Source organism: Mediterraneibacter catenae (genome assembly GCF_008691045.1).
Taxonomy (GTDB): domain Bacteria; phylum Bacillota; class Clostridia; order Lachnospirales; family Lachnospiraceae; genus Mediterraneibacter; species Mediterraneibacter ornithocaccae.
On the sequence record NZ_VMSO01000008.1, the window covers coordinates 1 to 23,688 of the forward strand.

Here is a 23,688-nt window from a genome sequence, read left to right on the forward strand (position 1 = left end):
TTACCGGCCTAGCTTCCGCCGTGCACAACTTCGATTTCGCTCCGCTCCATCTCAGTCGCGGGCTGGCGCCCTATGGAAAAAGGGAAGAGAACCCCGCAGAAGAATGCAAGCGCTCTTCTGCGGGGTTCTCTTCCCTTTTTCCGCACGGCTTGTAGCCATCACGAAAGCTCTAATTTTCCTGTGTATAACTGATAGTATGTTCCTTTGAGTTTGAGGAGTTCTTCATGTGTTCCTCTTTCGATGATGCGTCCGTGTTCGAGTACCATGATCGCATCGCTGTTGCGGATGGTGGATAGTCTGTGGGCGATGACAAATACGGTACGCCCTTTCATCAGATTATCCATACCTTTCTGTACGATGCTCTCGGTTCTTGTATCGATAGACGATGTTGCCTCATCAAGGATCAGTACCGGCGGATCTGCGATAGCTGCCCTTGCGATTGCGAGGAGCTGTCTCTGTCCCTGGGAGAGTTCTTCTCCGTCTCCGCTCAGATGTGTATCATAACCGTTCGGCAGCATACGGATAAATCCGTCTGCGTGAGCGAGTTTTGCTGCATTTACAACTTCTTCGTCTGTCGCATCAAGCTTGCCGTAGCGGATGTTCTCCTTGATCGTTCCGGTGAACAGATGTGTATCCTGAAGAACGATACCGAGCGATCTTCTCAGATCTGCTTTCTTAATCTTGTTGATATTAATATCATCATACCGGATCTTACCGTCAGCCACGTCGTAGAAGCGGTTGATCAGGTTAGTGATCGTTGTCTTACCTGCTCCGGTAGATCCTACAAACGCCAGTTTCTGTCCCGGTTTCGCATACAGTGTCAAATCATGGAGCACCATATGATCCGGTGTATATCCGAATGTCATATCGTAGAAACGTACATCACCTTTGAGCTCCTGATATGTGATCGTGCCGTCTGCCTGATGCGGATGTTTCCAGGCCCACAGGCCGGTACGCTCCTCACACTCTGTCAGACTGCCGTCCGGATTTCTCCTTGCATTTACAAGTGTCACATATCCGTCATCTACTTCTGCCGGCTCATCCATCATTCTGAAAATACGTTCTGCTCCGGCCAGTGCCATAATGATAGAGTTGAACTGCTGGGCAACCTGCATGAACGGCTGAGTAAAGCTCTTCGTAAACTGCAGATAAGAAGCCATGACTCCCAGCGTAATATTTCCAATTCCCGCCACGGAAAGGAATCCTCCAAATACCGCGGTGAGCACAAACTGAAGGTTTCCGAGATTACCGATGATCGGCCCCATCATACTTGCAAATGTGTGAGCATTTGAAGCACTTGTAAAAAGCCGCTCGTTGAGTTCGTCAAACTCCTGTTTAGAGATTTTCTCGTGATTAAATACCTTAATAACTCTCTGCCCGTTCATACGCTCTTCAACAAATCCGGTAATGTCCGCCAGGTCAAGCTGCTGACGGATAAAGTACTTTCCACTGTTTCCGGTCACAATCTTGGACACGAGAATCATGACAATAATCATCAGAACGGCAAGTACTGTCAGAATCGGACTCAGAACGAGCATGGAAATAAATGTAACCACGATCGTAAATGCCGACATCAGCACCTGCGGAATAGACTGATTGATCATCTGACGGAGAGTATCTGTATCATTCGTGTAAAGACTCATGATAGAGCCATTCGTATTCTGGTCAAAATACCGGATCGGCAGTGTCTGCATGTGTTCGAACATCTCATCACGAACCCGTTTCAACACACCCTGTCCGATCACTACCATCATCCGGCTGTATATAAATGTCGAGATCACGCCTAAGAGGAAGATAGTTCCCAGCACAGTCAGAGCTGTATACAGCTCTGTATAATCCGGGTTCTTCTGTCCGATCAGCGGGATAATGAAATCATCCAGCAGAAACTTCAGTGACAGAGATACAGAGATTGAGGCAACCGAACTCATAAGGATACATATCAGTACAATGATAAACTGTATCTTATAAGTGCTTACGACGTAGCCGAGAAGCCGTTTTGCCGTCTTGATCGTACCTTTAGTAACCGCCGGACCGCCGCCTGCCCGCTGCTGGACATTGCTGCTGTTATTCTGATCACTCATCTACAGCACCTCCTTTCACCTGTGATTCATATACTTCCCTGTAAATATCATTTGTCTTAAGAAGTTCTTCTGATGTACCTATTCCGTTGATTTTTCCATTATCCATGACAATGATCATATCCGCATCTTCAACGGAAGAAATCCTCTGCGCAATGATGATCTTCGTTGTATCCGGGATTTCCTCGCGGAACGCCTGGCGTATCAGCGCGTCAGTCCTTGTGTCTACAGCGCTTGTAGAGTCATCAAGAATCAGGATCTTCGGTTTCTTGAGGAGCGCTCTTGCGATACAAAGTCTCTGTTTCTGACCGCCGGATACATTGTTTCCTCCTTCAACGATCATCGTATCATATCCCGCCGGGAACTCCTGGATAAATCCATCAGCCTGAGCCAGCCTGCAGACTCTCTGCACTTCCTCATCACTTGCATTCTCATCCCCCCAGCGGATATTTTCATAAATACTTCCCGTAAAGAGCACGTTTTTCTGAAGTACCATGGACACCTGATCCCTCAACGCTTCCAGGCTGTAATTACGTACATCCACACCACCGACTTTTACGGATCCGCCGGTGACATCATAAAGTCTCGGGATAAGCTGCACAAGCGTAGACTTGGCACTTCCCGTACCACCGATGATACCCACGATCTGGCCGCTCTTGATATGTAAGTCCACATCTTTAAGAGAGAGATTGCCGCCCTCTCCAGCATAGCTGAAGTTCACATGCTCGAAATCAATGTCACCATTCGGCACTTCCCTGACAGCATCAGCTGCATCTTCCATCTCCGGCACTTCATCGAGCACCTCAGTGATACGGTCTGTCGACGCCTCAGCGATCATGATCATAGTAAATACGAAAGTCACCATCATCAATGACATGAGAATCTGAAGTGCATACACAATAACACTGGTCAGTTCTCCGGTCTGCATTGTTCCTGTAATGATGCTCTCACCGCCGATCAGCACCATAATAATAACTACAGCATACACTGTAAACTGCATGATCGGTGAGTTCCATGCCACGATTTTCTCAGCTTTTGTGAAAAGCTTAAATACAAGCGTGGATACTCTGCCGAACTTCTCAACCTCATGATCAGCACGTACATACGCTTTTACAACTCTGGCGGCATTTACATTTTCCTGGACTGTATTGTTAAGCACATCGTACTCGTCAAACACCTGAACGAAATGAGGATGAGCCATCTTCGCGATAGCGATCAGCGCTCCGCCGAGAATCGGCACTGTAATCAGCATAATGACCGCGATCTTTACACTGATCGTCAACGTCATGATCAACGACAGGATAATCATGATCGGCGCCCTGGCAAGGAGACGGATCGTAAACATATACGCCATCTGTACGTTTGTAATATCCGTCGTCATCCTCGTCACAAGGCTTGATGTTGAAAAGTGGTCAATATTTCCAAATGAAAAATCCTGTATCTTGTAAAAAATATCATGGCGCAGATTCTTCGCATATCCCGAAGATGCAATTGCGCCCATCTGTCCCGCCTTCGCACCGAATACAAGTGCAAGCATCGCCATTACGACGAGCAGTACTCCTGTCCGGATGATGTAGCCCATATCACCGTTCGCGATTCCGACATCGATGATATTCGCCATCAGAAGCGGAATCAGGACTTCCATCAGCACTTCAAGACAGACCAGCACCGGGGTCAGAAAAGATTCACGTTTATATTCCCTGACGGAACGAAGTAATTTTCTATTCATGGTCTGTTATCTCCTCTCTCCTTTTTTCGTCTACCGACAAATTCTCAGACATCTTTTCCAGTACGTCCCTGCAGACAGCAAGCTTTTCCTCCGGGATTCCCCGTGCAAGAAGTTCTTCTATATAACGGATATTCCCGAGAATATGCTGGCGTACTCCTTTTGCCTTATCCGTAGGTACAAGCTTCTTAAGGCGCGCATCCTGCTTTACCGGCTCTCTCCTGATAAAGCCGTTCTTCTCCAGAATCTGAAGCGTACCTGTGGCCGTAGATCTGCGGATCTGGAATTCTTTTTCCACATCCTTCTGGTAAATATCCCCTTTCATTGACTGAAACAGGATATAATGCAGCACAAGCCTCTGCATATTAGTCGTCAGACTGTCTTCCTCTTCCCGAATACACATCTGCCGTTTGAGCTGATGTGACAGTGTATTGATCAGTCTGCCTACATCATGGCTGTTTTCACCTGTTTCAGGAGTCTCCCTGCTGCACATTACTGTCCCACATCCTTTCCGGAATCAAAAATTTGTTCGGTTACTAACAATATAGTATATGCGGTTATTTTTTTATTGTCAATCCTTAAAATTTTCTGCTCGAAAAAACTACTTTCGTCAAAAAAATGGCAGATTTTACATTCCATTATCATTCCGTATATTTATTTAACGAAATTCTTTTAAATTATAGGTAAGAAGTGTAGAAATGTACCAAAAAAATATGTATAATAGAAAACAGTAAGAATGAAAGAGAGGGCTCATTATGAAGCAAAATAACATGTTAGCTATGATTTTAGCTGGCGGCCGCGGTTCACGTCTGCATGATCTGACGAAAAAAGTGGCTAAACCGGCTGTTTCATATGGCGGGAAATACCGCATCATTGATTTCCCACTAAGTAACTGCGCGAATAGTGGTATTGATGTTGTAGGCGTTTTAACCCAGTATGAATCTGTTCTTCTGAACAGCTACGTCGCAGCGGGACGCCGCTGGGGCCTCGATGCAAAAGACAGCGGCGTATATGTTCTTCCGCCCCGTGAGAAATCCGACGCGGATCTGGATGTATACAGAGGAACCGCTGACGCGATCTCCCAGAATATCGATTTTATTGATACATATTCACCGGAATATCTGCTGATTCTTTCCGGCGACCATATTTATAAGATGAATTATGCAAAGATGCTTGCATATCACAAAGAGTGCCAGTCAGACGCAACTATCGCTGTCATCGAAGTTCCGATGAAAGAAGCCAGCCGCTTCGGTATCATGAACACGGATGAGACAGGCCGTATCGTTGAATTTGAAGAGAAGCCGGAACATCCGAAGAGCAATCTTGCATCAATGGGTATCTATATCTTCAACTGGAAGACTCTCAGAAAGATGCTTCTTTCAGACATGAAAGATCCGGATTCTTCTCATGACTTCGGAAAGGATATCATTCCGACCCTCCTGAACGAAGGTAAGAATGTATTTGCTTACAAGTATAAAGGTTACTGGAAAGATGTAGGAACAATTGATTCCCTCTGGGAGGCGAATATGGATCTGCTCAACAAGAACAACGGACTGGATCTTAACGACTCCTCATGGAAGATTTATACAGAAGATGTGACTGCACTTCCTCAGTATATTGGAGCCGATGCAGTGATCGACCGCGCATTTATCACTCAGGGATGTGTTGTTGACGGAGAAGTCAAGAACTCCGTACTGTTTACCGATGCCAAAGTCGCAGCAGGAGCCAAAGTCATTGACAGTGTACTGATGCCGGGTGCCGAGGTAGCAGAAGGAGCGGTTGTAACACGCGCCCTTGTAGCTGACGGTATCAAGATCGGTAAGAATGCCGTTGTCGGCAGTGCTGACAGCGAAAATATCGAACTTGTCGCAAAACGTGTAAAGGGGGATGAATAAGTATGAATAAGGCATTTGGAATTGTTAATTTTGCCGGAAATCACATCCATGTAGATGGTCTTCAGGAGTACCGTCCGGTAGGAGCTTTCTCCTTCCTCGGCAGATATCGCATCATCGACTTCCCAATCTCTAATATGAGCAACAGCGGAATCGATAATATTCAGGTTTATGTACGCAGGAAACCGCGTTCTCTGACCGAACATCTCGGAACCGGACGCCACTATAACATTAACTCCAAGCGTGGGAAACTCAGCATAATGTACGCTGAAGAGGGCCAGATCGGCAATATCTACAGTACAGATATCGCAGCTTACATTGATAATCTTGACTGCATCGAGCGCATGTCTCAGCCATATGTAGTCATTGCACCGAGTTATATGATCTATACTGCGGACTACAGCGAATTTATCGATGCACATGTAGAATCAGGCGCTGATATCTCCATGATGTATCATTCTGTTGATAATGCAAAAGAAGCATTTTTAAGCTGCGACACGCTCAACATCAACAAACAGAAAGGTGTTCTTTCTATCGAACCAAACCGCGGAAATGCAAAGAACAGGAACATTTCCATGGATACGTATGTAATGACAAAGGAACTTTTCCTTGAGCTGGTAAATAAAGCTCACAAAACATCTTCCATGTATACATTTGCCGATATCCTTGATGAGGAATGCGAAGAGCTCGACATTCGTGCTGTTCCGCACAGAGGATTTTTTGCAGCGATCACAGACTTCAAGAGCTACTATGATGCTAATATGTCTCTGATCGATCTGAAAAACGCTATGAATCTGTTTGATGACGAGTGGCCGGTATATACCCGCACAAACGACTCCTGTCCGACACAATATTTTGCCGACAGCAAAGTTACTTCTTCCGTAATTTCCAACGGCTGTCTGATCGACGGCGAAATCGAGAACTCAATCATCGGAAGAGGCTGCGTCATCAAACCGGGCGCTGTCGTTAAAAACTGCGTCATTTCTGCTGACGTTGTAATCGGCAAAGACGTTCACGTAGAGAACATGATGGTTGATAAACACGCAAAACTCATTCGTGGAAAGAGAATCATCGCTTCTCCAGAGAAGCCAGGCTATATCAAACGCGGTGACACACTGTAAATAATCACCAGTCAATCACAGATAAATAAAAGGCTGTTATAAATCATCAGTAAATAATACCTGATTGATTTATAACAGCTTTTTTGCTTTGCTGCTTACGCAGCTCTCACCGTTCGCTTTATTTCTTTCTATTCTCCTCCATCCCGCAGAGCAGTGCTTTCAGCCGGCGTATCTCTTCCTGACTCGCCTGCAGGTCCGCATCCTTTTCAAGAAGCTGCGCATTCTGCTTTGCTATCAGATCCTGCTGCTCTTCTATCTTTCCTCGCTGTTCTTCCAGCTTCCCTTTCTGCTCTTCTATCTTTCCACGTTGTTCTTCCAGTTTCCCTTTCTGCTCTTCTATCTTTCCACGTTGTTCTTCCAGCTTCCCTTTCTGCTCTTCCAGTCTTTCCTCCGATTCTTGTAACTCTTTCAGTTTAGCATCAAGCTCATCCTGCATCTCATCGATCATATACTGTACGGTATTCTTATCCAACTGCTGTAATTCCTTGGAAAACATGCCCATCACCTTCTCTACATTTGTGCACAGCGTGTATATTTCCTCGTAATATTTTTTAAACTGCGGATATTCCTGTATAAGCTGACCGATCAGCTCAGGAGAATCCGCGCTGAGAAATGTCAGCCACGCCTCCAGCTTGTTTCTGATACCTTTATTTTGCAGAATAGAGTGGAAGATGTCAAGCGGAATGAAAGCGTATTCCTGAAGAAGATCAATCCTGATACCAGTGTTTGCTCTTTGCGCGGCCCGATGGAGATAGCACTCCGGACAGCATCGAAATTCTTTTGGACTGTGCTCATAAAAAATAATTGTATACACCTTTTTGATATCACGATAGCTGAATGCTTTGCCTTTTTCACTTTTTACTCTTTTGTATTGCCGCAGCAGCAAATCCGCAGAGTAACAGGCGCTCCGCTGCCCTGGGAACATATATCCCAGCTTCTGTACCTCAACATTTGCTACACTGTGATCTGCCAGCTCAATTACAATATCCATGATAACAAGGGAGCTTTCATCTGCAATACGCGTGGAGTCATTCGGAAGTACAGTCAAAATTTTCACATTCTGATCCAGTATGAGAGAAAGAAGCTCTTCCAGACGTTCCGGCGCACTGTCCGGGTCCATGACCTCTTTAAAAAATGAGTCATACAAAATCTTAACACCTTTTATACCTGTACAGAAATCAAGGAATTCCTTCTGCTGTTCTTCTTTCCAGCTTAAATAGAGTTCCCACAGGCGCTCATTTCCGGAAATATCCTTGAGCACCTCTCCCCGGCTCCGAATCATAGGGAAATACTGTTTTAATACATTTACCATACACTTTCCTCCATTATTTTTTGAATCACTTAATGTTCAAGTTACATTCATCATCGGGTATGCTGCTCCGATCCGGAACATCCGAAAATGAGAAGCCAAAAAGGCATGAACGATATAGCAGCAAGAGCGCTGCTGTTATCAATAAAAAAAGAATAGCATATACAACCAGAGAAAACAATATGATGCAATGAATAATAGAAATTCGGAGTTTTCGTATTGGCTGATAGTACGGAAAACGTCCGAAATACAGCAATATACATTAATCTGACTCACGTGTACGCAGAGGGAGAAAAAGGTTGCGCCCGGCTCCGGTTACAGGAAATAACTCAAAGTAACAAAGCAGGAAAATGGATAAAGACAAGTGAAAAAATGACGAACTCGCAAGCTCAAACACCCTCATTTTTTCACTTAACACCATTTCCCTGCTTTTAACTTTTCCTAATTTCCTTCCAAAGTCACCGTTCTCAACCTTTTTCTCACTCTGCGTAAGGTGCATCAGTGCGGATGTGATCGCCCGATTTGACGTTTACCGATTAGCGACTAACAAGCCAATCCTAAAAATCCTCATACAAACAGGATGAAAGCGTGAGTTTCCTGTCTAAGATTTCATGGATTCTGGCTGATATAGTATTAGTTAATCTGTGGAGGCGAATTCGAGCCGCTTTGTGCTGTTTTTCAATTATGAGCCTGTACCATAAATCGAAAGCTACAAAAATGGTAGAAAAGGGATTGTAGTCGAGAGAGTTCCGGTCTTATTTCTTCCGTTGAAATTCGATTTTCGGGAGGGGAAAGAAAGCAGCCGGGAGGTATGTATTGTGTACGCACCGTTGGAGCGGCGTCGGTACTTAGAGCGCATCTTTTGCACTCTTATGTACCGCTACGTCGCGACCGAGTGAAAACGTGTGCGATAACAATACATACCTCCCGGCGGACACTTCCCTAATCCGAGAAATCGAAATTTACATCTCTGCTTTATAGTAATTGATCAGGCATCCGTCCAGTATGATCTGTCTCTCTGCATCTGTCAGATCTCCAAGTCTCAGGTTGATCTCATCGAGGTCGTCGCCTACTACATATGCTTTGATGACATCTGCCTTCTCCTCTACTGCCTTTCTCACATCCGGCACGAAGATATAGTCGCCGTTCTTAAACGGCAGATGCTCATGATCCGCATCTGTCAAGAACGGAAGCATTCCCCAGTTGATCAGGTTGGAGCGGTAACGTTTTGTTGCGTACTCGATGGCAATGTTCGCCCAGCCGCCAAGGACTTTCTGGCAGGAAGCCGCCTGCTCTCTGGCGGAACCGTCACCCGGTTTTACAGCGAAGATCGTGCTTCCGACACCGATATTTCCCTCACCGACTTCCGGATATGTCTTCTGGATCGTCGCCATTACCGGTTTAAGCTCTTCGAGCGCGTCGAGAGGACATGTGCCTGCCTCGATTGCCTTCTGTGCTTTCTGTACTTCTTTTGCGCGTCCCACGTATGCCGGATCTTTTCTCGAGAGAGCGAACTCTGCAAGGCCCAGCGGATTGGAACGATAAGATGAAGTCTCTCCTGACGGGATAAGCTCGTCCGTCGTTGTGACCGGATCGTGGATCTCGGATACGACTTTGACGATCAGGTTCTCCGGCAGTGCGGACATCTCCGGCCAGTCCTTGATATTCGGTCCGAACTGGATCTCCACATCCGGATCTGCCACGCCGTGGCTGTCAAATACACGATTTGCGTAAATATTGCTGTCAAAATGATATTTCTGTCCTTTGTACTCTACATCCAAATCTGTCGCTGATGTGAGGTAACCTTTATTTGCCGCTGTAGCAGCGATCGAACGTGCATCCATAAGTGCCACGGATGAGATCTGTCCGCTCTGAAGTTTGCTTCCCTCACGGTTCGGGAAGTTTCTCGTCGTGTGACGGATGGAGAAGGCGTTGTTCGCCGGCGTGTCCCCTGCGCCGAAGCACGGTCCGCAGAATGCTGTCTTCACAACAGTTCCGGCCTCCATCAGATCAGCTGCCGCGCCGTTTTTCACAAGTTCCATATAAACAGGCATACTTGCCGGATATACGCTGAATGTAAATGCATCGGAACCGATATTATGTCCCTTGATGATGTCTGCTGCCGCGCAGATATTTTCAAATCCGCCGCCCGCACATCCTGCGATGATGCCCTGCTCTACATAGAGTTTGCCGTCGCGGATCTTATCCTGCAGGGAATACTCTACCGCACCGTCCAGACTTACGAGCGCTTTCTGCTCAACATCGTGAAGGATGTCTTTTAAGTTTGCATTTACTTCATCGATCGTATAGACATTGCTCGGGTGGAACGGCATAGCGATCATCGGCTTGATCTCGCTTAAGTTCACATAGACACATCCATCATAATATGTACATGCCCCCGGATTAAGCTCTTTATAGTCGCCGCTTCTTCCGTGGATCTCGTAGAACTCTTCGATCTTCTCATCTGTTGTCCAGATTGAAGACAGGCAGGTCGTCTCTGTAGTCATAACGTCGATACCGATACGGAAGTCAGCGCTCAGCTTCTTCACTCCCGGTCCGACGAATTCCATTACTTTATTGTTTACATATCCGTTTTTAAATACCGCTCCGATAATAGCAAGAGCCACATCCTGCGGTCCGACGCCTTTCATCGGTTCGCCGTCAAGGTAGATAGCGATCACACCCGGCATCTTGATATCATATGTTTTGTTAAGAAGCTGCTTAACGAGCTCCGGTCCGCCCTCGCCCATGGCCATGGTTCCGAGAGCTCCGTAACGTGTATGGCTGTCAGATCCAAGGATCATCTTTCCGCCGCCTGCCAGCATCTCACGCGCATACTGGTGGATGACTGCCTGATGAGGCGGAACATAGACGCCGCCGTATTTCTTTGCGCAGGTCAGTCCGAACATGTGGTCATCCTCATTGATCGTGCCGCCCACTGCACAGAGACTGTTGTGACAGTTTGTCAGAACGTAAGGAATCGGAAATTTCTTGAGTCCCGAAGCACGCGCTGTCTGGATGATCCCGACGAATGTAATATCGTGGGACGTCAGCTTGTCAAACTTGATCTGCAGATTCTCCATATTACCGGAAGTATTATGCGCACTTAAGATGCTGTATGCCATCGTGTTCTGCGCAGCTTCTTCCTTTGAGAGGGGAACCTGTACATTTCCTGTATCTTCCACTATCTCGGTGCCGTTTAAGAGATAAACGCCGCCGTCATATAATTTGATCATGTAATCCTCCTTCTTGAATCTTATACTTCATGCGGTATGAGCGTGCCATGCAGTGTGAACAAGCCGTACAGCATGAGCACATATGCTCAACAGGGCTATTTTACCACATTTCGCTATCTGCCACCACATCTTTTTTGAAAGCCATTGTATTCGTACCTGTTTTATTCTGTTGCATATATCCCCGGATTATCCGCATCGAGCATTCTATACTGAAATGCGACCATATAATCTTCCTGATCAGTCGTCAGGGAATAGTGCGCTTTATATTCACTGAAGACTGTCCTGCCGTATTTGCTTGATTCATGAAGACTGGCATTTCCTGCATAGTCCTCTGCCTTTCCCTGGTATTTCAGTACACCTTCACGATCCGCCGCGTATGTTCGTAATACTCGATCGTGACAGTCCCGCCCTGCGGCAGCCTGCTATACTCTTCCCCTGTTATCTCTGCCCGGAGCGTCACGCCATTATTATCAGAACCGGTCAGATAATAATGGTGCGAGAAAATCCCGGTATGCGCCTGCGCCTTACTCAGCTGTATGTCTGTCAATGTGGCCGTCTGCGGACCTGCCGCAAGATCGAGCCCTATGTCTTTCGAAAACCAGAGTGCAACAGCGATACATACAATAACGGCCGCCACCCCCGCCGCTCTCCCGGAAAAGGGCAGCGCGGTCCTGTTCCGCAAAACCCTCACGATCACATAGATACACACGATCCATATGACCGCGACATCGCAGAATTCATCCAGCAGAACGAGATTCCCTGTCTCAGGCAGCAGCAGACCGGCTGCTATGACTGCCAGCACGAGAATACAGAGAATGATCTCATGATTTTTTATTTTTCTTCCTGATTTGCCCATGATGTTTCCTTTCCCGGCATACTTTTTATCTAAACAGCCAGATATTCCATTTATACTTTTTTAAGTAATCTCTGTTTGTAAAACACGCTGCAGCTTCTCTATTGCGTCACGAACGTCTTTCTCTGTCAGATTCTGTCCTCCATCAAACTTATAAGACCATTTCTCCATGAATATTCCTTTGCATAATCAATGCACGCTTTTCCAAAACTGTCCTTTTCATAGATGTTTGAACCGTGATCTATTAAATATTTATATACCGGCATAGCCGTCTCTGTCGGCAGCTTTACAACGGTAATCGCATATTTAAGCGGAATTGCGCCATATTTGTCTTTTTCGTTTATGTCCACCCCCGCCTCGACCAGCAGCTGAGTTACTTTTAGCATGTACTGTGGATCAGGTCTCAATACCGAAAAGTAAAATATATGCAGCGCATTTCTTTGATCTTTTGGACTTTTAAAGTTAACATCCGCCCCCTCAGATATTAAAAATCGAATCATCTTTATTTTTTCATCTGTATTATGGTCATTGACAAACACTAATTGAAACAAACTTAATCCTGTATACTTATTGAACAGATTTGGATCTCCTGTATAAAACTTCAAAAAATCCGAATAAGTTCCATCTCTTACCGCATCAAAAATATCTGTAATCCTCATAAATCTCCCTCCTCAATCAGCTCATTCATATGCTGCAGCCCCTCTATGTTTTCCAGACTGCATATATCGATATAGCCATTATTACTTAAGCATTCTCTTATTTCGGAAAGGGAGCGACTCAGCATTTTTCTGATCAGAGGAATATATTTCTTTTCATTTCCATCTTTAGAGACTTTAAACTTTATTTCACTCATAATGTATTCTCCCGGTCTGCTTTCCACTGTTCCATCTTCTTTCTTGTCTTCTCAGTCCACCATACTTTTTCGTCAACCTTTTTCAAATATGACGGCATTCTCTCGATACATTTCTGCCGCAGTTCTCCCGCATCTTCTATAAGATCCGCAAGAACCCCGCTCTCCTTCTCCGGTTCTTTTTCTTTCAGATAATCTGTGTAAACCTCCCCGAATATACTGCTGAGTTCTTCTGTCTTTTTCCCGTCTGCCTGTCCTGGGAAAATATGATGACAGGACCAGAGATATGCGTTAAGTTCCCGGATTTTCGGAACACTAACCTGAACTCCAAGGTCAATTTTCACCATATCACCGGTCGCATAAAGGAAAATCACCGGTGTCATGTCCCGGTTCATTATATTGCCGGTTACTTCAGCCCCTCCTAAGATCACAAGTTCTTTTGGAATATATCTTCCATTGATCCGGAGCCAGTGCGCACTTTCAGCAATATCTGTCCACCGCAGTGATTCTGTCTTCAACTCAGTGATCGTCTCAAAATTTTCGTTTTCGAGCAGTTCCTCCTGCTCTTCTTTTGTAAGCCGCCTGTTCAGAGCGGGCAGACTATGGTATGTTGTTCTGTAATATCTGAGCAGGCGCGGCAGCGTCAGGACTGCGCCCGCCAATGCAAGAACACACGCCGTCAGCGACGGAATATTCTCTGGGTGCGACAGTATTCCGGTGAAGCCTGCGAGCGACATCATTACCCATGCACACAACGCCAGGTTTTTCTTAATGGGGTATCCTCTCCGCCATTCTGTTTTTCTCAACTGCTTCATTACTTTCCCTTTAAGTCAGACTATATCTTCTCTTCCTCTTTCACGACTTCTATACTTACAAACAGGCGGTCAGGTAAAAATCCCGCCGAAAGAAAATATATAAAAGTGGCACATGCGACAAGAATTATTATCTTCCAATCCATTCTCTCCGGCATTATTTTCCCTCTGACAGCTTCGCAATTTTATCTATCTCAAAGAGTATAGGACTTTGATAATCCGTCGTTTCGTCAGCAAAACACCGCGCTATGCTGTTCCAGTGAATATCAGGAAGTTCATTGACATTATCGCAGGATATAATCTGCAACATAGTATCGTATATTTTTTTGATTATTCCCGAATACTGTAACTGCGTATTATAATCGGAACGGAGTATCTGTATGACTTTTTCACAATGCTGCTTTATCTCTTCCATATGCTTTGGAGAACCTCATCTAACCACTTCATAAAAATTTCGCTTGAATCTGTCCCTGTCTTTGCGGAACAGATACTTTCATATTTATATTTCGTGTCTATTTTACCACTTTTACAGTCATAGATCATTTTTAATTCTGTGGGGACAGGTTTTCCATAGTGTATGCATATTTGTTTTATCTTCTCCAGATCCGATTCGCCAAGATCCAGGAAATCCCATATCGAGTCTGTATCGGCAGCTATATTATTTGTTGTTTTAATCTGACCGTCAATCTTGAAAAATGCATTGAAAGAAATACTGCTTTCTTCGATGGAGCCATAGGCATAAACCTTATCAGCCCTATTGCCCGCAAATTCGACACATAGTGAAATAATCTGTGACTGCGCATCCATAAATTCATCTTCAAATTCTCTATCCATGGCGTCCTCCTTTGAAACAAGACTCATTTTTTCTCTAACTTCCACTGTGTTCTCCTGACAACAGCATTTCTCTCACTTCATCGTACTCGTCCGGCAGCACCTGCGACAGTAAGCCGGACGCTTTTACACGGAACACGGTCCCGTCCTCATATTCCACTGCCAGTACCATGTACTGGGGATCTGTGATCTCCTCTTCATCTGTTCCAGATTCCCAGCTGAAAACTCCGTACTTATCCAGCGCCTCCACCATTTGCTGTCCGTCCGCATAATACTCTGGCTCTGTCTGGTACAGATCATCAAAGAGATACGCATTCGACGTTTGATATCGTTTTCTATCCGGCAGATCGTAATATACACATTCTGTACTTGTATTCTTGTTTTCCATAAAAGCAATGGCATATACATTCTCTGTAAAATCAGACGTACGTTTTTCTATGTCATCTTCAATGAGATAACTCACATCGATCAGCCCGTCTTTGCGGTCCGGTTCGTATTCTTCCAGAAGTAAAGGTATGTTGAGCGCATCCACATCTTCCTCCGTGATGGCAAAATCTTCAATAAACTGTTCAAGGTCGGCTCCGCGGTACTGTTCTTTTGTAAGTCCTGCCGCCCGGATCAGTTCTTCCGGAGTGATCAGCCTCTGTTCTGAGAACCTTTCTTCCTTGTCTTCTGTCACATAGATTCCCGGTTTCTGATCCAGACTCCAAAGAAACCAATCCTTGTTAAAAGTTTCTTCTGTAGTGATCTCTATTGCAGTAAGCCCTGCTTTATCCGGTTCTTCTCTGTGAAAAGGAATATAAATATATGCTATTTTATATTGTGCTTCATCTGTAATAACTGAATACTGCCCTCTCAATTCCCGCCAGATTGTTTTTCCGTATTCACTTTTTTCATGTGAACTTGCATTTCCTTTCCAGCTTTTACATTGGCCCTGAAAAAACTCTATGAATTCTTCTGCCTGTTCAGCTAAGTTTAACGTACTATCCTCAGCATATTGCGAAAATAATTCTGTCAGTGCTTTTGCATCTTCCTTTTCTGCGCAATCGATAATGTTTTCTATCATTTCATCAGCCAATTCTTCATCAGAGCGATATTCATTGGATGATCCTCTCCTGAAAACGATGCATCCGCTCAAACTGCATACAAGGGCGCAGCATACCGTAAGCAATAAAATCTTCCTCATGATATTTCTTCCTCTCAGTTAATACACTGTCACTTTCCCGCTTCCGGAGATCGCGCACTCCGCCTCTCCTGTATAAATATCTTCCCGGAGCTTATCCTCATAACCGGATCTGTCGATCTGCTGCCATGCTTCGGACTCTGTCATACGCAGATAAATCCCCGCCGGCATGCCCTGACAGTTCTCTGCGAGCCAGTCCGGCACAGCCTCCAGAAACGCCTCGTACTGTCCCGAACACAGGGCGTCGTCCATAAAAATATACGTTGCGGCGGATACCTCGTTCAGAACCGGTTCTCCATCTGCCGCGCCGCTGCCTCCACTCTTTATCTCCGTGTAAATCTTTATCCCTTCGGAAGGCAGATACTGCTCTGCAAATGTGCGGACCTGCTCTTCGTACGCAGGACGCATCAGAATTGCTCCGTAATCATCTTCATACCGGTACAGCCCGTTTTCATAGGTGCGGTACACCGTCACAACATCCGATTCACCGCCCTGTTCCGGATACACCTTCAGGTGCTCCCGCTCGATCGCGTCTCCCGGCGCGTAGGATATATACTGGAATTTCTGCTGGTATTTTCCTTCAATCCAGTCCAGCATCTGCCCGATAGAAGTAACGATCCCTTTCTGGGTATCTGTCAATTTCTCATAAGCCCCGGTAAGGCCTGCCATAGTCATAACCTCTTCCTGTCTGGCTCTGAGCCATGCACCGTCATCATAACTGGCCTGCCATTCATCAGGTCCGAAAGTGATGCTCCCGTCCGGAAATGTGCCTTCACCTACAGTCAGACCCGTGTGGCAGTTCACGATCTTTGCACGGGCATTCCAGTCTGGATTTCCTGTTTCCATAATTCCGGTCAGAACATCAGAGGTCGTGATCATCAAAAGCATCTTCGCCTCTAAAATACCGTCAATCTTCTCATCATAGTGATATACAAAGCAGCTGTGGTCTTTGTCTGTCTCCACATAATATCCCTGTTCTTCTTCTGCCATATCTTTCAGCACATCGTCAATGGAACCGGCGTATATCTCCATAAGCTCTTCTTTCTGCGACGGGGTAACTTCAATGATCAGATCGTCCCCGTCACGTCTTACGCCGGTACAGTAATCTCCGAACTCATCCATATTATCTTCGATATCCGTATTTGCGAACCTAAATATCGAAGCCGGTATCCTAATCTCCTCTGCCGTCTCCGTCAATGCTTTTTCAGCATCTGGTTCTTCGGCAGGATCTGCTGCCGGAATGACCGCGCAGGCGCTGCAGGTAAGTATCACGGCTGCCGTCACCACCGCAAAAACTGACTTATATACCTTTCTCATAATCGCATTCCCCTGAAAACACATTTCTCTGCTCCTGTTAATAATACCTTATTCAGGATGTTAAGGTTACTGATTTTACGAAATTTCTTTCAGATTTTCTGTCCGGTCAGATGGCTTCTGTAATCAGCGCGGGCTCTCCTCCACTTCTCCCGGCCAAGATCCGGCCACAGCTTCCCCTAATAAAAACCGGGAGCACTGCATGGCCTTTCGTCCATACTGCACTCCCGTATCTCACTTTTTCATATCTTTTACTCAGGTTCTAACTGCTTTTTGTCTGATTCGATCATCCTCTCCTGCCGTTACCCTTCATTCTCGATGTTGAGCGACACTATCAGACCTGTCTCAGGATCAATGCTGGCGTTGAAGCCGCTTGCTATAACGTCATCACCATACCAGTAGTATGAATTTCCATAATTCTCATCCTTATACACGTCGTCCGCTTCTCCGTATGCTGCCAGCAGGTCAGCCTCCGGGGAACCTACCTGTATGCCGCCAGGAAAGATTACTGTCAGCCCGCCTTGCGTCATGCTGTAAGCGTCAGCACAGACAGAACCTACAAGACATTCCTTTATCTCTTTCGGTTCGCTCCCTGTATTTATCATATCCACCATAATAGCAGCGCCGCTGTCTGCCTTGAACCATGCCAGCTCATACTCACCTGCATTGACGACATAGCCGGACGGTGTATACTCTGTATCCAGCTTCACGCCCGCAGCTTCCAGATCAGAGACCGTACACGGAAGCGTAAGCACTGTATTATTTACCTGAACCGTATAGCTCTCCCAGCTGTCTCCCAGATTGCTGTTCTGCTCGGCCGGTTCTGCCGGTTTAACCACACTTTCATCTCCATATATATCATCCTGCGGCAGATCAAGTCCGCCTGCCGCCCCGCTGTCCGTTGCCGAGGAAACCGCCTCTTCCGGAACTGTGATCTCTTCTACTGTATCATATTCCATAAATGTCATATCTACATAGCATTCGGAGATCGTCACTCCGGAATCCTCCATTGCCGGAGCCATGGTATCTTTCATATCAAAATACAGTCTTGCCGGAAGAATACTGTCTTTATAAATGTCTATCGTACACGGGAATACCATGTCAGACAATTTCTCCTCATCAATTCCGTATCCTGCCAGAGAATCTGTCATATCGGTCTGCATCATCTCGGAGAACAGATCTCCGTCCAGTTCGCCGGTAAGCTCAAAGCACTCCTTATCATTTACTGTAACAAGGTCTTCCGCCAGTGTAAACTGGTCTGCATACTCTTCCATATTATCGGCGATACTTTCTACTTCTCCGGTTATTTCCCCGTCGTCTGTCACTTCTTTCGTCCACTGGTCTTCAATCAGTGTATAAGTAACATACTCATCATCTTCCTGCACAGAGTATGTCTCTGTCTCTGCACTGAAATCTATGCCTCCCATATTAATAGACACCGTGCCTTTCCCATGGGCTGCCTCCGGTTCAGTCGTTGTCTCCATATTCATGTCCATCCCCAAACTGATATCCGTCGTTCCGTCTCCCATGGCCATTTCCATCTTAAAATTCAGCAGGGAGGATTCTGTTTTCTCCGCGTTCTTCTGCATATCACGCAGGAGATTCTCCGGCGTCGCCTTTGTAGCGCAGCCCGAAATCAATCCTGCCGCCATAGCTGCCGTAAGTCCTATTGCCACTGATATTTTCTGTTTCTTCATGTCTTTTTCCCTCCATTTTGTTTCAGATATTCATCCTGAATGCTTTCTCAATATTCATCTGTAAGATAGATGACTCCCATCCAGTAACAGCCTCCCAGTTCATCGGTTCCGTATCTGTCAGCCGCCTGCTGTGCGATAGTCATAAACTGCTCATCGCTAAGCGTATAATCGGTCCTAAGGAGTGCCGTTCCTTCTTCCCTCAGCTCCTCTGTCAGAGGCGCCGTGATCTGATCCTGCTCATAGAACCGGTTATTGATATGGTAGTACTCCTTCTCGTCTGTATTTGCCTGATAACTGTCAAGCTTGGAATCCAGGACATATCTTTCATCCTCCACCAGCACTTTATCCGCCGCAGTGTCGGGCAGATTGAGGAGCGCATTAAAGATCAGCTCGCTGTCATTGTTCGTGCTGTCCACAATCTGCCACTCCCCGTCTATCTTAACCTTGTTCCACGCGTGTGGCAGTTCACCGTCCAGATATCCGGTTACTACGATACATTCCAGTCCTGCCTCTTCCGCCAGAAGCTTAAAGGCTCCTGCATAGCTGGAACATACGCCGGCCTTGTTGAGCAGCACTCCGTACGGGGTAAAGGAATCATTGAACTCATCATCCACATCTTCAAAATCATTTTCCCCGGCGTTTTCCAAAGCTGCCGTATCGTATTCTGCCGTATCGCAGAGATACTGATTGATCGCCATCTCCTTCTCCAGCTCGCTCATATCATCGGTGATGATTTCCGAGACGACACGTTCTGTCTCTGCCGCGATCTCCTCCTGTTTCTCACGGATCGCATCCGCCTCTGTATCGTAGGTGACCGCGAGCATCTTTCCATTCCCGCAAATGGAAGCATTTGTAACTCCCAGTATCATCGGATTCTGATACACTGCTTCCTCCCATGCATCCTGCAGATAGGACTGGTCTGAGCTTTCCGGGAAATCAGCAAGGCTGATCACCGGACTGGCATTCATCATGTTCACTGCCAGATACTCGCTCAGCGCACTGTTTGCCGTTACTTCATACCCCTGCTCCGGTTCTGTGACTGCTCCGCCGTTTTCATTGACCGAGTCGGCTTCTTGCTGAGTCTCTTCTTCCGCCGTATCTTCCTGCGTCAGTACAGGGATTCTTGTTCCGCCCTTTGTCCTGAGCTTTTCCTGCCGGTTGCGGATTTTCTCGAGTTCGTCCTCCCATGTATCCGGATCATACTTCTCGATTACCGCCACACCGGTAAATCCGGTTCCGTCTATACTGTACGGTACTTTGACCAGATTCATCTCCACCAGCTGCAGATCGGACATATCCTCTTTCTCATACTCCGCCCATGTCTCGGTAACCGGCTCTGCGCTTTCAAAATCATAGTTGATGATCTTCTGTACAAGCGTTCCGTCACACATTCTGACCCATTTATAAGCAGGCATTGCCTCGAAACTCTCCACGTAATCAGAGCCTTCCTTCGAGATGCTCATGGCTGTCTCCTCCGCATATGGGACCATACGTGCTATATCTTTCACATCAAAGACATTACTGATGGCCGAAGTTCCGTCCTCTGAGACTGCGATCACACAATAACAGGTCTCATACACTTCCTGCCGGTCATTCTCTGACACTGAATCTATGACAAACCGGGCGGCGGAGTCCGGTATCCATTCCGTCTCTTCCGTACTTCCCATGACAAATCCATTTCCGGAGTATCCGTTCTCCTCCGACCAGTTCACTGTCATAACATAATATTTCTCCGCTCCCGGCACCTCATTCCAATGGAATACGGGCAGGCCTTCCTCATTGATCTCCATAGACATCTCCGGTGCCCGGCTCACTTCGTGATCTACCGTAAATACAGTGACTACCGGTTTATCCAGCGTCTCTCCTGTCTCTGTATCCACATATCTGACCATATAATACCGGGGTAGATTGCCCCAGTCTTTCAGCTCACCTTTGTCAAACAGAGAGTCCTGTGCCGGATCATATCCCGGATCAGATTCGTCCAGACCGGCAGCCGATATACCTCCTGCCTCCCATCTCGGAGGAGTAACCGAGAGTTCTTTCGTCTCTGCGTCCCACTCAAAATGCGATCCCGCCGGGTGCTTCAGCTCCGCGTCCTGATATACATTTACGATCTGGGTATACTCGGTGAAATCAGTGTCATAGATATCAAATCCCAACTGCAGCGTCAGCTTCTCATCTCTGGCGATCCCCGGGACCGGATCTGTATAATCATACTGTTCGTCATACTTCTGACGGATAGAGCGGGCCAGTTCCTGCGCCGCCGCGGACGCCTCCTCTTCCCGGCTGTCCGGGCCGCCCTCTGTTCCCTGACATGCCGTAAACGCCAGCGCTGCGGCTGCCAGCAGGGATATCCCGGCTCTGTAATGCTTTCTTTTCATAGGCTGATTCCTCTTAAGCTTCCTGCTTGTTTTATAAAATGTCTTTCAGATACTCTGTCAGCTCCTCTTCCGCCGCACTGTCAGCCTCCGCGAACCAGTACGCACCGTCTTTCTCAAACGCTGCGTACCATGTATCTTCCGATCTGCCGATATATACTTCCCGCCGGTTGATCCTGCTCGGTTCCAACTCCCACATCTCCTGCGGGATCTCATTCTTTGAATCGTACTTTTCAACTCTTACGTCCGGGCTCTTCGTGTTCTCCTTCTGCGTATCTGTATCTTCAGGTCCGCCGCCTTCTGCAGGGATCTTCTGTATCTGCGCTCCGTCTCCGGAAGCGCCGTGTCCGCCCAGATTCATTTGCGCCCTGAATTCATCTGCGCCGATCTCTACGTCCTGCACAACGATCCTGTCCCTCACTGAGAAGTTCCAGACGCCAAAACCGGCCAGACATAGACAGGCAGCAGCAGCGACAGCGGCATAACGCCGGATGGCATATATCTTCTGTCTCTTCTCTTCCTGCCTGACCGCAGCTTCCGTCCGGCGGACCAGATCTTCGGGCGCGTGGATCCTGTCATTTGCTTTCCTGTACTGTTCCTGCACCGCCATACTCTCCTTTCAGTGTATTCTTAAGCTTTCCCCTTGCACGGGACAGACGCGTCTTCACCGCAGTCTCCGACAGACCAAGCAGCTCCGCGATCTCACGCACCGAATACTGTTCGTAGTAAAACAGATGGATCACGTTCCTGTAATCATCCGGCAGCCCCAGCACCGCGTCATATACGGGATCTCCCGGCAGCTCCATCTCGTACGTCTGCTCCGAACCGATCTCCCGGTCCATCGGTACGGTCCTTCTGCGGTATGCACTGTCAAACTGCTTCTTGCAGCAGTTGACCGTCACCCGGATCAGCCACGCTTTCAGGTGCTCCTGGCCCTCTATCCTGTCCTTATATCTGACAAGTCTCAGAAATACATCCTGAAATACATCCTCCGCCTCGCCCGGATTCTTCATCTGCACCAGCGCGAGACGGTAGACCATATCCCCGTATGTATGAAGCGCCGCCTCCACATCGACTGCTTCCCTCTTTTTTAAAAGTTTCCTCATAAGTATTACCTTTTATCCCTTTAGATGGTTGCATATTTACCCTTTATTCCGAAATTTTATTCCCGAAATATGCCACGATCAGATCCACCATCCTGTCATAGCTCTGCACGCCGTCCGCCTGCCCGTTTGCCTTGAGATATGTATCATTGATCCGCTCCGCCGTCTCGGATATCGTCCCCTCGTATCTGTCCCAGAATTCATTGTTCGCTGTCAGATCAGGCTCCGCCGCAGCATCCAGCATCGTCCTCACTTCCTGCCAGCTCTCATAGTCCGCCCGGTACAGCGCGTTCATGCAGTACACCCATCCGGACAGATAGCCGCTGTACTGAAAGTCCGTCCTTTCAGATCCGATACACGCGAGAAACGCGATAAAGTTCGCCTCCTGCTCCTCCATGAATCCCCGCAGATGGGACAGTTCGTGGCACACGGTAAAGGGCTTGTCATATGCGGGCATATCTCCGTTATAGTTAGCTTCCACAGTGAACGGCAGATAGATGCCGGTCAGTCCCTGATAAGACAGGACTTCCGATAAGATCAATGCCTTCGGCTCCGGATAATACCCCCGCAGGGAAGGGAACTCTTCCGCCAGCATATGCATGGCATCCACCCCTCCGCTGCGCTCTGATGCTTCCAGCGCAAGAAGGCCTTTTTCGTCTCTTGCCACTGCATCCGCACGGCTGTTCACCTCGTCCGTAAGCCAGACGCAGATCTCTTTCAGTTCATCTGCGCTGTACCGATATGTAACGATCCCTTCCTCCTCAGAAAAGGATCTCCTGTGATAGTTGATCCCGCAGCAGGCCGTATAGAGAAATGCAAGGACGCCCGCCGCCAGGACACATGATATCCATGAGGAAAATGCCGGATCCGGCGTGCGGTCTTTCTTCGCGGTCCTTATAACCATCCGTATCATCGTCACAAAAAATACCGCCAGCAGGATATAGATCCCGGTCTCCGAGACCGAAAACGGCAGCATACCGCTGATGCGCCCGATACTGTTCACTGCCAGCGGGTATATATATTCCGAATACCACTCTGCAAATGCAGGGGCTTTCGCCGATAATATCATCAGGGCGGCGCTTAAAAGGAGCAGGAGCACTGATGCGGCAATCCGGTGTTTTATACTTTTGTTTTTCTTTTGATTCGTATTGCAGCTGTTCATTTCTTAATTATATCCTGTTTTCCCGCCACCGGCAATAAGGCAATGATTACCGGAAGATCCTGGCAGATCCTGCAGGATTATTGCGTAAAAATTACCGGTCAGACCTGACGGACCGCCGGTAATTATTCCTGCTGCGCTATCTG

The 23,688-nt window shown here is 47.0% G+C and carries 20 protein-coding genes; 2 read left to right on the forward strand and 18 right to left on the reverse strand.

Annotated features, from left to right (window positions below; all coding sequences use genetic code 11):
- Window positions 1–158: 158 nt before the first annotated feature.
- Genes FNY66_RS07525 through FNY66_RS07535 form a run of 3 tightly spaced genes read right to left on the reverse strand, consistent with a single transcriptional unit; the run spans window position 159 to window position 4,297 of the window.
- Window positions 159–2,081, reverse strand: coding sequence for an ABC transporter ATP-binding protein (locus FNY66_RS07525; RefSeq protein WP_087149781.1), 1,923 nt, complete (start codon window positions 2,079–2,081; stop codon window positions 159–161).
- Window positions 2,074–3,807: an ABC transporter ATP-binding protein gene (locus FNY66_RS07530; protein WP_150310751.1), complete on the reverse strand. Its 1,734-nt coding sequence runs from the start codon at window positions 3,805–3,807 to the stop codon at window positions 2,074–2,076. The genes FNY66_RS07525 and FNY66_RS07530 overlap by 8 nt, the downstream gene beginning before the upstream one ends.
- A complete protein-coding gene (locus tag FNY66_RS07535) occupies window positions 3,800–4,297 on the reverse strand; it encodes a MarR family winged helix-turn-helix transcriptional regulator (RefSeq protein ID WP_087149783.1) in 498 nt (165 codons plus the stop codon). The genes FNY66_RS07530 and FNY66_RS07535 overlap by 8 nt, the downstream gene beginning before the upstream one ends.
- A 262-nt stretch (window positions 4,298–4,559) precedes the next feature.
- Between FNY66_RS07535 and FNY66_RS07540 the strand changes: the two genes are divergently transcribed.
- Together FNY66_RS07540 and glgD are read left to right on the forward strand one after the other, a co-directional pair.
- A complete protein-coding gene (locus tag FNY66_RS07540; RefSeq protein ID WP_150310752.1) occupies window positions 4,560–5,699 on the forward strand; it encodes a glucose-1-phosphate adenylyltransferase in 1,140 nt (379 codons plus the stop codon).
- Between the two features lie 2 nt (window positions 5,700–5,701).
- Entirely contained in the window at window positions 5,702–6,817 is a 1,116-nt protein-coding gene (gene glgD / locus FNY66_RS07545) for a glucose-1-phosphate adenylyltransferase subunit GlgD (protein ID WP_150310753.1), read from the forward strand.
- A 118-nt stretch (window positions 6,818–6,935) separates the two neighbouring features.
- Here glgD and FNY66_RS07550 read toward each other — a convergent pair whose 3' ends face one another.
- The 15 genes from FNY66_RS07550 to FNY66_RS07620 form a co-directional block, all read right to left on the reverse strand.
- Window positions 6,936–8,129 (reverse strand): PD-(D/E)XK nuclease family transposase, encoded by a 1,194-nt coding sequence (locus FNY66_RS07550; RefSeq protein WP_150310754.1) that lies wholly within the window; start codon window positions 8,127–8,129, stop codon window positions 6,936–6,938.
- Between the two features lie 959 nt (window positions 8,130–9,088).
- Window positions 9,089–11,362: a hydratase gene (locus tag FNY66_RS07555; protein ID WP_150310755.1), complete on the reverse strand. Its 2,274-nt coding sequence runs from the start codon at window positions 11,360–11,362 to the stop codon at window positions 9,089–9,091.
- A 161-nt stretch (window positions 11,363–11,523) separates the two neighbouring features.
- Complete coding sequence (locus FNY66_RS16215; protein ID WP_150310808.1) at window positions 11,524–11,715, reverse strand: DUF5104 domain-containing protein; 192 nt, start codon at window positions 11,713–11,715, stop codon at window positions 11,524–11,526.
- Window positions 11,712–12,218, reverse strand: a complete 507-nt coding sequence (locus FNY66_RS07565; protein ID WP_150310756.1) for a hypothetical protein — start codon at window positions 12,216–12,218, stop codon at window positions 11,712–11,714. The genes FNY66_RS16215 and FNY66_RS07565 overlap by 4 nt, the downstream gene beginning before the upstream one ends.
- A gap of 125 nt (window positions 12,219–12,343) precedes the next feature.
- Window positions 12,344–12,874 carry an ankyrin repeat domain-containing protein gene (locus tag FNY66_RS07570; protein WP_150310757.1) on the reverse strand — a complete coding sequence of 177 codons (531 nt, stop codon included), beginning with the start codon at window positions 12,872–12,874 and terminating at the stop codon, window positions 12,344–12,346.
- On the reverse strand, window positions 12,871–13,068 hold the full coding sequence (locus FNY66_RS07575; RefSeq protein ID WP_150310758.1) for a hypothetical protein: 198 nt from the start codon (window positions 13,066–13,068) through the stop codon (window positions 12,871–12,873). Before FNY66_RS07575 ends, FNY66_RS07570 begins: the two co-directional genes overlap by 4 nt.
- Entirely contained in the window at window positions 13,065–13,880 is an 816-nt protein-coding gene (locus FNY66_RS07580) for a hypothetical protein (protein ID WP_150310759.1), read from the reverse strand. Before FNY66_RS07580 ends, FNY66_RS07575 begins: the two co-directional genes overlap by 4 nt.
- A gap of 399 nt (window positions 13,881–14,279) precedes the next feature.
- Window positions 14,280–14,756 carry a hypothetical protein gene (locus FNY66_RS07585; RefSeq protein WP_150310760.1) on the reverse strand — a complete coding sequence of 159 codons (477 nt, stop codon included), beginning with the start codon at window positions 14,754–14,756 and terminating at the stop codon, window positions 14,280–14,282.
- Window positions 14,746–15,894: a DUF5104 domain-containing protein gene (locus FNY66_RS07590; RefSeq protein WP_150310761.1), complete on the reverse strand. Its 1,149-nt coding sequence runs from the start codon at window positions 15,892–15,894 to the stop codon at window positions 14,746–14,748. The genes FNY66_RS07585 and FNY66_RS07590 overlap by 11 nt, the downstream gene beginning before the upstream one ends.
- Before the next feature lie 18 nt (window positions 15,895–15,912).
- Window positions 15,913–17,208 carry a hypothetical protein gene (locus FNY66_RS07595; protein ID WP_150310762.1) on the reverse strand — a complete coding sequence of 432 codons (1,296 nt, stop codon included), beginning with the start codon at window positions 17,206–17,208 and terminating at the stop codon, window positions 15,913–15,915.
- A gap of 299 nt (window positions 17,209–17,507) precedes the next feature.
- Window positions 17,508–18,902: a DUF6612 family protein gene (locus tag FNY66_RS07600; protein ID WP_150310763.1), complete on the reverse strand. Its 1,395-nt coding sequence runs from the start codon at window positions 18,900–18,902 to the stop codon at window positions 17,508–17,510.
- A gap of 47 nt (window positions 18,903–18,949) precedes the next feature.
- Window positions 18,950–21,283: a transglutaminase domain-containing protein gene (locus tag FNY66_RS07605; RefSeq protein ID WP_150310764.1), complete on the reverse strand. Its 2,334-nt coding sequence runs from the start codon at window positions 21,281–21,283 to the stop codon at window positions 18,950–18,952.
- 31 nt (window positions 21,284–21,314) lie between these two features.
- On the reverse strand, window positions 21,315–21,884 hold the full coding sequence (locus tag FNY66_RS07610) for a hypothetical protein (protein WP_087149798.1): 570 nt from the start codon (window positions 21,882–21,884) through the stop codon (window positions 21,315–21,317).
- Window positions 21,856–22,386: an RNA polymerase sigma factor gene (locus FNY66_RS07615; RefSeq protein ID WP_087149799.1), complete on the reverse strand. Its 531-nt coding sequence runs from the start codon at window positions 22,384–22,386 to the stop codon at window positions 21,856–21,858. The genes FNY66_RS07610 and FNY66_RS07615 overlap by 29 nt, the downstream gene beginning before the upstream one ends.
- A gap of 43 nt (window positions 22,387–22,429) precedes the next feature.
- Window positions 22,430–23,545 carry a DUF3810 domain-containing protein gene (locus FNY66_RS07620; protein ID WP_087149800.1) on the reverse strand — a complete coding sequence of 372 codons (1,116 nt, stop codon included), beginning with the start codon at window positions 23,543–23,545 and terminating at the stop codon, window positions 22,430–22,432.
- Between the last annotated feature and the right edge of the window lie 143 nt (window positions 23,546–23,688).